Annotated in this window: 9 protein-coding genes and 2 pseudogenes; 2 read left to right on the forward strand and 9 right to left on the reverse strand. The window is 61.1% G+C overall.

Annotation, left to right across the window (positions count from 1 at the left end; translation table 11 throughout):
- On the forward strand, positions 1 to 510 hold a 510-nt coding region (locus BSU04_RS14570; protein WP_144021241.1), incomplete at its 5' end, for an IS4 family transposase.
- 656 nt (positions 511 to 1,166) lie between these two features.
- Here BSU04_RS14570 and BSU04_RS14575 read toward each other — a convergent pair.
- The 9 genes and pseudogenes from BSU04_RS14575 to BSU04_RS14620 form a co-directional block, all read right to left on the reverse strand.
- A complete protein-coding gene (locus tag BSU04_RS14575) occupies positions 1,167 to 1,895 on the reverse strand; it encodes a WbqC family protein (protein ID WP_089161266.1) in 729 nt (242 codons plus the stop codon).
- Positions 1,896 to 1,904: 9 nt separating this feature from the next.
- Positions 1,905 to 2,645, reverse strand: coding sequence for a class I SAM-dependent methyltransferase (locus tag BSU04_RS14580; protein ID WP_089161267.1), 741 nt, complete (start codon positions 2,643 to 2,645; stop codon positions 1,905 to 1,907).
- Position 2,646: 1 nt separating this feature from the next.
- A complete protein-coding gene (locus BSU04_RS14585) occupies positions 2,647 to 3,432 on the reverse strand; it encodes a phytanoyl-CoA dioxygenase family protein (RefSeq protein WP_089161268.1) in 786 nt (261 codons plus the stop codon).
- On the reverse strand, positions 3,419 to 3,985 hold the full coding sequence (locus tag BSU04_RS14590; protein ID WP_089161269.1) for a GNAT family N-acetyltransferase: 567 nt from the start codon (positions 3,983 to 3,985) through the stop codon (positions 3,419 to 3,421). Before BSU04_RS14590 ends, BSU04_RS14585 begins: the two co-directional genes overlap by 14 nt.
- A complete protein-coding gene (locus BSU04_RS14595) occupies positions 3,982 to 4,347 on the reverse strand; it encodes a hypothetical protein (protein ID WP_089161270.1) in 366 nt (121 codons plus the stop codon). Before BSU04_RS14595 ends, BSU04_RS14590 begins: the two co-directional genes overlap by 4 nt.
- Positions 4,348 to 4,510: 163 nt before the next feature.
- Positions 4,511 to 5,518, reverse strand: a pseudogene (locus BSU04_RS14600) (DegT/DnrJ/EryC1/StrS family aminotransferase); the annotation flags it as partial.
- Between the two features lie 83 nt (positions 5,519 to 5,601).
- Positions 5,602 to 7,959: an O-linked N-acetylglucosamine transferase family protein gene (locus BSU04_RS14605; RefSeq protein WP_089161271.1), complete on the reverse strand. Its 2,358-nt coding sequence runs from the start codon at positions 7,957 to 7,959 to the stop codon at positions 5,602 to 5,604.
- A gap of 676 nt (positions 7,960 to 8,635) precedes the next feature.
- Positions 8,636 to 9,472 carry a Cof-type HAD-IIB family hydrolase gene (locus BSU04_RS14615; RefSeq protein WP_089161273.1) on the reverse strand — a complete coding sequence of 279 codons (837 nt, stop codon included), beginning with the start codon at positions 9,470 to 9,472 and terminating at the stop codon, positions 8,636 to 8,638.
- A gap of 39 nt (positions 9,473 to 9,511) precedes the next feature.
- Positions 9,512 to 10,414 (reverse strand): BadF/BadG/BcrA/BcrD ATPase family protein, encoded by a 903-nt coding sequence (locus tag BSU04_RS14620; RefSeq protein ID WP_089161274.1) that lies wholly within the window; start codon positions 10,412 to 10,414, stop codon positions 9,512 to 9,514.
- A gap of 313 nt (positions 10,415 to 10,727) precedes the next feature.
- On the opposite strand from BSU04_RS14620, the pseudogene BSU04_RS14625 reads away from it, so the two are divergent.
- Positions 10,728 to 11,228: pseudogene (locus BSU04_RS14625) on the forward strand (DNA-3-methyladenine glycosylase I); the annotation flags it as partial.
- Positions 11,229 to 11,454 lie beyond the last annotated feature (226 nt).

Consider the following 11,454-nt stretch of genomic DNA (forward strand, 5'->3'; position numbering starts at 1 on the left):
CCCGCCGGCGTGACGCCGATTGAATGGCGATTGCTGACCAATCGCGACGTGCCGGATCTGGCCGAGGCCGCGCAGTTGATCGATTGGTATCGCGCCCGCTGGGAGGTGGAAACCTTCTTTCATGTGCTGAAGAACGGTTGCCGAGTCGAGGCGCTACAGCTGAGCACGATCGAGCGCATCGAGCGGGCGCTGGCGGTGTTCATGGTGGTGGCGTGGCGCATCGCTCGTCTCATGCGGTTAGGCCGAACCTGCCCGGACCTCGATGCCGGACTGCTGTTCGAGCCCGATGAATGGAAGGCCGCCTTCATCCTCAACAAGAAGACCCCGCCCGACAAACCGCCGCGGCTGAACGAAGTAGTACGGCTCGTCGCCATGCTCGGCGGCTTCCTCGCGCGCAAAGGCGACGGCGAGCCTGGCGTCAAAACCATCTGGCAAGGCATGCAGCGAGTGGTGGACTTCGCTGCTGGCATCAGATACGTACGCGAGCTTGAGCATCAGACTTGTGTGTAATGGAATGGGCTTAAGGCTCGCCAGGGTTTTAAACGTCGATTTACTTTTTACTTATGAGGTACAGGGGAATTCAGTTGAGGGTTACACGCGCGGCGCCGGATGAAGTCGCGACGGTCGATAATGGCAGCCCATTTTTTCAGTCGTGGTGCGTGCATGCGTCGATCCACTGGCGCGGCATTGAAGCTGCCTAGGAGGAAACGCAAAAAACTGGCCATTCAGGCGTTGGTGGAATCGGAACCGATCTGTGAAGTGTCCGCGCAGCTCGGTGTGAGCCGCAAGTCCATCTACGCGCAATAGGACAAGGCGTGCTCACCTAAGCGCGACCGCCGCCGCACCGCCGGGCTCACGCGCGTCCGTCAGGCCGGAGCCCAGGCGCATGCGCTGGCCCGTGACGTGGGCTGGCTCGCCCAGCGGCTCAGCCATGACATCCTGGCGCTGGCAGGGCCGGTGCTGGCCACGCGGCAGGAGCTGTACGATTTCGTGGTCGATGAGTTGCGACGGCGTGACTTCCTGGATCCTCGCCCACGCCGCGCAACGGTTCGCTGCTGGAGAATCTCAACCTGCGGGAGCGCAAATACGCAACTACTCCACGCTGCGGCGCCATCTTGGCACCCCATAACTCGGTCACTGGGCAGCAGTAGCCGCGCCGGAACGATTCAAGCGGCAACAGGCGTTGTCTCGACCGGTCCGGCTATCAGGTCGTACTCGTCGAGCAAGGCCCGGACTGTGTCGATCTCATTGAACATGAGGACATCGAGGATACTCAGCCAAGGGACGAACGTGTTGCCGAATTGCGGATAGGTGACGGGCCGCGATCGGAGAAAACGCAAATCGATCCCTCGCGCTTCGAAGGCCTCAGCACCATACAAACTTGTTCCCCCGATGGCATTGATGTAAGTCGTGGCACCGAGCGCCTCGCAAAGCGCCAGGACCTTGTCCTGCCCCCGAAGCGCGTGATCGATCGGCACGGAAGACGACACTACAATCCGGGTTCCGATACCGAGTTCGGCGACAGTCCGTTCAAGCGCGTACAAGATGAAGCGAAAAAGATTGGACTCGCCATGCATGACGCACCGCTCGAAAAGTGCAAACGCGAGCTCAAACCGTGGCGCCTTCGCGTAAGCAGCACGCAATTGATTGAGCAGTTTCTTTTTTTCGAATGCCGGCGCGATTGTCCGATCGACTACATCCAGCGAATCCGAGGCGTTTTGCAAGGGAATACTGAAAAACGCGTCCGTTCCATTTTGAAGAAAGCGATTGCGATTGAACCAGCCTTTCTTCGTGTATTTGATGTTGTCGTACACCACGAAGACGTCTGCCGCCTTCAACAGCTGAAAGTAGCCGATGTACGGGAAGAAGTACGGCTGCATGATGGCTACTTTCATCGTATCGATTCAGATATCGGCGCCACGTTCGGAGATCACGTAGATGCTCGAGCAGAGGTCGGGGTAGACTCGTCCCAGTTCAAAGCAGCCGTCGAGGTACTCTTTCGAGATGATGCCGGCCTTGAGCGCGGCGTCGAATTGGAAGTTCGCCAGGCCTTTGAACACGATGCCGCCTTGCGTAACCGGCCGCAGCTTCGCCGCCCGCACGTCGGCCTTGAGCGTATCCAATGAGTACGTCACACGGTGGCCGTGTTCGGCCTCGGCGTGGGTCACGGCGGCGGCATGATCGATCAAGCCCATGTTGACGGCGATCTGACGCGACGCGGCTCGTGCATTCGGTGCGGCGACAAACAAACGACCACGCTCCGAGAGCCATCCCCCAATACGGTTAAGCACTTCGACGGGGTGGTCAAGGTGTTCAAGCGTATGAATCAGGAAGATGTTGTCGTAACGCCGTTCGGGCTCGAAGGTCTCGAAGGTCGAATGATGGAACCTGACCTCGTTACCCACATTGGCGGAGGCGATCGCTATGCAGTCCGATGATGCCTCGACCACTTCGACAGTCGCGAACTGCTTTTGCAACAGCTTCGTGAAGTGACCCTCGAAGCAGCCGAGTTCGAGCACGTCGTTGCCCACAAAAAACGGTGCGAACGTCTTCAGCATATAGGCATGCATCAGGTAGTCGAATTCGTACGCGTACTGGTGTTCGGGATGATCGCGAGCTTCCGCGTTATAGTCTCTGCTCGTCATGTCAGTCCTGTCCACGTTGATAACTGCGCTGCTCGACCGGTACATAAAACTCTTCAAGAGATTCAGGCACCCGCGCATTGAAGCCGATTACCTGCCGCAACCATGCGTCCCGGCGCGCGAGATCGCTATATCCGACCAGCCGCGCGTAGTCGAGTTGCGGTTTGAAAAACGGGCTGGTGAACGTCAGTGTCAGCGCTCTTCGCGGCTGGCTTGTCGTGTTGCAGCCGGCTGCATGCCACATGCGCGAATCGAATAGCAGCACGGAGCCGCGTTCACCGGTCGCACGCGACGCCTGCGTGTAGAAACGGTCGTCGTCGGGCGCTTCTGGCTGGTTTTGCGAATGCGACAGGATGTGCGTCGCACCGTTTTCCAGCGTGAAGTCGTCGAGCATCACGAGCGCGTTTAGCATGAACCGCCGTGAATCGGAGCCGAAGCGGATATCGCGATGCACCTTCTGCACATACGCGTGCGCGCCGCGTTCATTGATCACGCCGCCATACGAATTCAGGATAAAGTTGCCGCCGAAAAATGCCTTGAACAGCGGCTCCATCACGTTGAATTCAGCAAGCAAATCGACGTAGCATGCGCTATCCATCAGCAAATGGTGCAAGGTACCGGCACTGTTTTCCAGGACGCCGTTGCGACGCCGGATGTCGTCGCGCAAGCTGAGCGACGGCGCAAGTGCGTCGACGAGCGCGTCGATCAGATCGGTACGAATCAGGCGCGCAAGCACGGTCCAGCCGGTGGTTGTCAGCGCGGCTTCGTGGTGTGGATCAATCGGATTCATTGACGGGGGGGAGCACAGTGGACGATGGAATTGGCCGGCCGGTAGCGAGCGAGGCCATCGGAATAACGTCGAGATAGCGGCCGCCTTTATAGGCTGCCTGTCGGAACAGGCCCTCGGCACGAAAGCCCACTTTCTCGTAGAGCGCTTTCGCGCGCGCATTGGACGCCAGGACCGTCAGGAAAATGCGGTGTAGATTCAGGTCGTCGAATGCATGCTGGAGCGTCAAGCGTGTCGCTGCTTCACCGATCCCGCGGCCTCGCGCCGATTCCACGCCGATCTGGATCGAGAATTCGGCAGAGCGGCTGACCCAGTCGATACCCAGCAGATAGGCGACACCCACCGCTTCGCCCGTGGACTTGAGACAGATCGCGAGGCGAACGTTTTGCGCGCGCGAAGCCAGATAGGAATCGAACCATTTCTCATCGATCTCGCTGCCCACGTAACGAAAGCTGCCGCCCAGCAGTCCAACCAGCTCGCGGTCGGCACGCCATGCGGTGACGGTGGAAAGGTCGCGACGTTCGAGTTCGCGGAGGAATATTTCGTCGTTGATCATGTCCGTCGGTCCAACAAAGATCGCACCATCATGTCGAGTTGAGCACGCGAAAGCCGCTGATCGCAGGGCAGGAACACCGTCGATCCCGGCACAGTCCTCTCGAAGTCCGGCATCGATTCAGTCGTGGCCACTTCGGGCCAGTAACTCGGTGTGTAGATGCGTTGCGCTCGCAGTTCCTCGCGCATACCGGCAGGCGCACCCAGATACGGATAACAGAGCGGCACCGCAACGGGGTTAGCTTTGAAGCTGAAGTGGTTGCAGCGTTGCAGCTTCTCGTGGAGAAACGCGAAGTTCTCAACTCGTCGCGCCCGCACATCGTCGTAATCGATGCCGGCGAGAAGGCGCTGCGTGAGCGCGGACATGCGCTTGGGTTCCTGTAGCTTCAGGCTTTCCTCGGCCGCCGCATAGTCGGCGTAGCCGGACTCCGCCTCGTCGGCAATGCGCTTGAGCAGGTGCACACATCGATCCAGCGATCCGCGATCGACCGCCGCCGGTGTACTGATTGCCTCGTTCGTGACGAGATAGCGCTTCAGACGCTACGGGCAGGTTGTCGCGATGCGCCGAGGGCGTTCCCCGATACATGGGAAATTCGGAAATCAGCGGATAGAAATAGCGTCGCACGATGATCTCGTGGTCACGGAATTTCTGATACAAGGCATCGCGAGAGAGCGGGTAGTCGTTCTCGACAAGGATAGGAAAATAGGAGTAGTTCGCGGTTTTTTCCCCTGCGTCATTCACGCAACGAACGCCCGGCACATCGCGCAGCAACGTTCTGTACCGCGCGTCGATTTCCTTGCGGCGCGCGAGCGCCACGTCGATGTGTTTCAACTGCAGCAGACCGAACGCCGCGTTGATTTCGCTCATCTTGCCGTTGATACCGGGCGCGACCACGGTCACTTCGTCGACGTACCCGAAGTTCTTCAAATGATCGATGCGCTGCTTGGTCTTGGCATCCGGGCAAATAATGGCGCCACCCTCGAAGGTGTTGAAGACTTTTGTAGCATGGAAGCTGAGCACGGCGAGATCGCCATATTGCAGCACGCTGCCGTTCTCGGTCTGCACGCCGAACGCGTGGGCGGCGTCGTAGATCACCTTCAGGTTGTAGTTGTCGGCGATCTTCTGGATTGCTTCAACATCACACGGATGCCCATAGCAATGCACCGGCATGATCGCGGTCGTCTGCGGCGTGATGGCCGCCTCGATCTTTGCGGGATCGAGATTGAGCGTTTTGGGATCGACATCCACGAACACCGGCTTGATGCCGTTCCACAGCAACGAATGAGCGGTCGCGACAAACGAGTACGGCGTCGTGATCACTTCGCCCGTGATTCGCAGGGCCTGGAGTGCGGTGACGAGCGCGAGCGTGCCGTTGGTGAACAGCGCCAGGTGCTTGACGCCAAGGTAATCGCAGAGCGCCTTCTCGAACTGCTGATGGAACGGTCCACCGTTGGTCAGGACCTTGCTTTGCCAGATCTTTTCCAGATAGGGAATGAATTCGCTGAGCGGCGCAAGATGCGGTTGCGTGACGTACATGCGTTCGTCGACTATCGGCTCAACGATGCGAATGGGATGGCTCAAGGTTTCCTCCGGGAGCACATAGGGTTGCAGCAACGGCATCAATGGCTGTCCAGCGCGCCCGTGGCGCGCACTTCGAGCGGCGCCGCCGGCTGGCCGGCGCACCAGCGTCGCCACATGTCGCGCAGCACGAGCGAGAAGCTGTCGGCGATCAATCGCGAATTCAACAACGGGGATGTCCGGAATTGCTCGCGCAGGCCTGCTCGAATCCCGGCGAGCGCCTTCAGGTCGGAGGCAATCGCGAGACCCTTGGCAACGAAGTCGTCTTCATCAGAAGCGATGAAACCAAACAGGCCGGCATGGGACATGACCGTCGCGCCAGCGCGACTCGGTATGGTGTCGCCAGACTGCGTGAGCGTGGGCACGCCCATCCAGGTCGCGTGCATGGTGGTCGTGCCGCCGGCGTACGGAAACGTGTCGAGGCACAGGTCGACATGATGGTGCTGCTGCAAATAAACCGGCTCTTCGGAGCGAGCGCGGAAGTCGAGCCGATCCTTCGCGATGCCCTCGCTTTCGAACCATTCGATCAGCTTTGAATGATCCCCGCCGGGCGGCATGGCGCCAAGCAACATGCGCGAGTCGGGCATCGCGCGCAACAGCTTGGCCCACAGCGCGACGGTGGCCGGGCGAATCTTGCTTACGCGGTTGAAACTGCCAAAGGTGAAATAGCCGTTGCGAAACGCGGGCAAGCCGTTGACCGGCGGCGAGGCTGGGTAGGGCGAGAACGCCGAGCAAGCCGGAAGGTAGGCAAGCTTTTCGGTGAATTGGTTCTCCGCTTGGCCGGGCGGCACGAGAAAACGATCGGCGAGATAGTAGTCCATCGCCTGCAGGCCGGTCGTGCCGGGATAGCCGATCCAGCTTGCCTGGACAGGAGCCGGCTTGCGAGCGAAAGTCAGCAGCCGGTTACGGCCAGTGTGCCCGGAAAAATCGATCAACACGTCGATTCGATCCGCGCGGATTTTATCGGCGAGGGCTTGATCGCTCAGGCCCGCAATGTCGTTCCAGTGCTGCACATGCTGCTTGAGCCGGAGGGTTGTCTGATCCTGCAACCCATGGTTGTAGTACACGTGCAGCTTCAAGGCCGGGTCGTTCGCGAGATGGGGCAGCAGCGGCTCGACAAAAGACGAGACGGCATGCTGGCAGAGGTCGCCGGATACAAACCCCACATTCAACTGGCGCTCCGGATCGCGGGAGTTGAGATGCTTTTTCCAGCGCTGGCGCAGTTGACGCTCGCATTGCTCGCCGAACTGCAAATGCTGGGCGAATAGCGCGTCCGCGCCCACGCTATCGTTGTGGCTCATGCAAAACAACAGGTTCTCGTGCAACTTGGGGTCGGCCGGAGACAAAGCCAGCGTGCGCCGCAATTCAACCTCGGCTTCAGCCAGAAGACCCTGGTCGATGAGAATCACGCCGAGCGTGCTCCCCGCCGCCAACGACATGGGCGCCAGCTCGACCGCCCGACGACAATTCGCTTCGGCTTCGCCAAAGCGCATTTGCGCCTGGAGCGCCATGCCTAGCAGCCGATGCGCTTCAGCATGTTGCGGGTTTTGTTCCACGATCAGCCGGCAATGGGCCTCGGACTGCGTATGCAGACCCTGGTCTCGCAATGAGTCGGCGAGAATGCGGCGCGACTCGTGATCGGCAGGCATCAGGTCGATGGCGCGGCCCAGCGGCTCGATCGCCTCCCCCATCCTGCCAAGCCGATGCATGGCGAGACCCAAAAGCCGCCAGCTCGGCGCATGCGTCGGAAAACGCTCCGTCAGCGAGCGTGCGAGCGCTGCTGCCTCGACCACGCGCCCTTGGTTATAGAGCGTCACGGTCCGGTTGACTTCTTGCGGCGTAGGAACCACGGCGCCCCGCCTGGTTTTCGCGGTAGCTCCAACGGAAGCGGCAGCCGGTTGCGGCTTGACTGGCTGTGCCGGCGCGGGCATGCCCACAGACGGCGCCGGGGCGCAAGCTGCTTGCTCGGCCACCTCTCGCGCCTTGGTGGCGGCCGTTATCCCGGCGATCAGCTTATTGATGACCGGGCCTGTCATCCCGCGCTGCTGTGCCATTTCCAGCACAATCCAGGCTGCCGCGATTTCGCCGCTGTTCGTCAAGGCTTCTATGTAGCTGGACCAATACTGGCCTTGATTCGGATTCGCGCCAACGGCTACCTCGAAGTAGGGAACGGCCGCGGCGTACTGCCCGCGCCCGTAGACAATCACACCCATGTTGTAGTTGATGTCGGCGTCGCCCGGTCGCGCATCGAGGACCATGCGGTAAAGGCTCTCCGCCTCGTCTATCCGGCCGTTCCGATGATGCTCCAGCGCCGCCGTCCGAACTTCGGCGAGTGCCTGCTCGAAATCGGGGTCGGTCGCGGAGAGGTTCGAGTCGGGAAGCTCGACGGAAGCGTTCATGGCGTCTTTCAATGAGATTTTCGATGAAAGGATTATCCCGGGCGGGCACGAGAAGCGAAGGTCGGAAATGAGCCTGAAAAGCGCGTCTGTTCGCCCGATCCAAGAGACGCCCGCGCGTCGGCGAGCGGGGCTTTTTTCGCCGCCAGAAGTGACTCCGGCACGACGAGCTCTTCCAGGGCGCGACGCCCGTGCTCTTCGGTGCCGATGCGCCGTCGACCTACTGTTACCTGCTAGCGGCCGAAAAGCATCCCGACGCCGACACCTGGGGCGTTCACCTGCTCGACGCTTCAACGCGGGGGCTCGCTCCCGACTACACGAGTGCCGATGCAGCCCTAGGCCTGCGGGCCGGACAAAAAACCGCCTGGGGCGACACGCCCCGTCACGGCGATGTGTTTCACATCCTGCACCAGTGCGAGACGCTGGCCAATCCGTTGGGCGCCCCTGCCCGGGGCGCCCGCACACGGCGTGAGAAGCTGCAGGCCAAGCTTGGCAAGGCGTGCTCACCTAAGCGCGACGGCCGCCGCACCGCCGGGCTGAAGCGGTTGTTCGAGCGAAGGGAGCGGCTGGTCAAGTCGCTCCTTTTTTTACTACGGGTTGGGCTACCGCTCCGATGTTGGCCGCCCCCCTCATTGGGTTATGGTCTCAGTTGTTCCCGGCGCCTGTAGCCTTCGCCGCTCTATTCGTCAGCGCGAGCCGGCGCGGCGACCTCGTCCCTCATGCCGAACAACGCTCGCAATTGATGCGCAACGCCGGCCTCGAAGTTGTTGCCCGTCCGCGGGACATTCGGCAGGCGTTTTATCAGCGCCGGATTTGCGTTGTTCATCATGAATGGCCGGCCTGCGGTTTCGAGCAGATCGATGTCGTTCATGTTGTCGCCAAAAGCGACGCAATGCGCAGTGTCAATATCAAGCCGGTCCAGCACGAACTGCAACGCTCGCCCCTTCGAGACGTCAGACGTCATCACTTCGAGGCAATCCGGCATGGAATAAGTGACGTAGATGGAATCGCCGAATTCACGTTCGAGATTCGCCGCAGTTACCTTGAGATCGTCCGGCTCACCGATATACAGCACCTTCGCAATGTTCTCGCCGTCGTGCTCCCGCAGGTCCATTACGTCGTAGTCAAAGCCCGAATCCTGATGGAACGCCAGCAATTCGGGCGCGTGACGGTCGATCAGCCAGGCGTCGTCGGCAAAGAGATTCACGATCACGCGCTCGCTTCCCGCCAGATCTGGTTGGGCAAGACGGCGCACTGCCGCCGGAGCGATGTCGCGGGCGTAAATACGCTCGTTGTCCGGCGCGTGAATGCGCGCGCCATTCGATGTGATCAGATACGCGTCAATGCCGAGCACGTTCCGAATCCCGACCACATCGCGATAATGCCGACCCGTCGCGATGATGAAACGCACACCGCGTGCCTCCAGTTCGCGGACCGTTTCGACGGTGAACGGGTCGACCTGATGGTCGCTGTTGAGCAAGGTGCCGTCGAGATCGGTAGCGATGATGGAATACATGGGAAGCGCTTTCCTTTAAGCCGTTAGGAACTTCGCATTTTAGCCCTCGTGGGCCGATTTTCGGCTCGCGGCGTGGCGTGCCAGTTGCAGAGCGCCCGCAGCAGAGTCCGCCAGCGGCAGACGCAGGCGGCGACGAAGTTCGTCCGGAACGAACGGAGTCAGTGGCTCGGCCAACCCGCCGCACAATGCGACCGGCAGTGCCTGATCCGGGTCCAGCGCCGACACCATTTTTACGATCTCACGCCCCGCTTCCTCAAGCAGGCGAGCCGCGAACGGATGTTTTCTGTGTTCGAAAACCGTTGGCGCCAGCGCCGCATAATCCGTTTGATTCGCCGCGCACAGCCATACGACGAGGCTGTCCCGATCAGTCGCATCCGTACACGCGAGCAACGCCGCGGACCAGTCGTCGGCAGGCGCCCGGCCGTCCAGCACATGCTGCAGATGCACGACCGCCCGCAAGCCCAACCAGGCTCCGCTCGCCTCGTCGCCACTCGGAAAACCATAACCGCCCGCGATTTCGAACTGACCGCCTGCATCCAGCGACGCCGCGATACTGCCCGTTCCCAGCGCCACGATCACGCCCGGCTCGCCTCCATGCGCCCCGAGCAATGTGGTGAAGGCGTCGCTTTCGACGGCAAGCGCGCATCCTTGCGGCGCGGTGGCACGGAACTGCGCCAGCCAACCCGCGTGATTCACGCCGGCGAGGCCACAGCCAAGCGAACATGCGCTCCACTCGAACGGCAGTCCCGCAGTGTCAAACGCACGCAAACACGCCGCTTCGATAGCCTCCCACGCACGCTCGACGCCCAGCGCCAAGCCTGACGGCCCGCCCGTCGCACGTGCCAGTTCGATGCCCTCAGTGCCCGCCAGGACAACGCGCGTACCGCTGCCGCCGCCGTCGACGCCGATCAGGTACTTATGTGTGTAAGTTGAAGTAGTCATGTCCGCAAGCTTAACGGCACGACCGGCACGCCGCCACTCAGCCGAACGGGCTATGCGGCCTGAAACGCCGCCGGACAACCAGCGTGTCGGGGCACTCGTCGCCCCCCTCTGCCACGGGTCTGTGCCGTCGGCAACGGACGTATGCCTGTTCGGATACCGATGCGTCCGGGGAGCCATCGCAAACCGGTCTCCCCGCGCTAGAAACGTGCATGCGCGGCCGTTGACCGAGAACCAGGCCAATCGGCCGACTGTTCTCCACCAGTCCTTCCGCCTATGCTGATCGAACGCCAACCTTGCACTCCCTGAATCCGACATGACAAACCCGAAGAACAGCCGCCCAGAAGACAGCGCCGAGCCGCACCGTTGCGGCTGGGTAACGACCGAATCACTCGCCCGCTACCACGACGAGGAATGGGGTGTTGCGTCCCATGACGATCGTCATCTTTTCGAAATGCTCGTACTGGAAGGCGCGCAGGCCGGACTGTCATGGTTGACGATACTGAACAAGCGTGAGGGTTACCGGACCCTGTTCCACAACTTCGACATCGACCGGGTGGCCGCCTTCAGCGAAGACGACGCTGCCCGGTTGCTGCTCGACGCCCGCATCATCCGCAATCGCGCGAAGATCTCGGCCGCCGTCGCTAACGCTCGCGCGGTGCAGCGCATCCAGGCGGAACACGGTTCGCTCGCGAATTTCGTGTGGTCATTCGTCGGTAATACGCCCTTGGATACCCCGCGGGCCCAAGGACGTTTTGAGTGGAACTTGACATCAAGTACCATAATGGCCTCCGCTGTTTCCGATCAGATTCTTCGTAAGCCGATGGCCGACGTCGAGCCGATGCATTGAGGCCCGGAACAGGGTCAAGGGGGGCTGCGCGCAGCGCAGGCCGGCGAAGCGGAACCTTGACGCTGTGCAGGGCCAATACGCTCGGACATGGCCGTGGGCACGGCATGGTGTGCCCACGGCCATGTCGACGCGTTGCGAAGAAGTGATGGTAGGCAGTAGTCGCCCTTATCTGAATCGAGGAATCGTCTGTGAG

It is taken from the genome of Caballeronia sordidicola, from assembly GCF_002220365.1.
In the GTDB taxonomy this organism is placed as follows: Bacteria; Pseudomonadota; Gammaproteobacteria; order Burkholderiales; family Burkholderiaceae; genus Caballeronia; species Caballeronia sordidicola_C.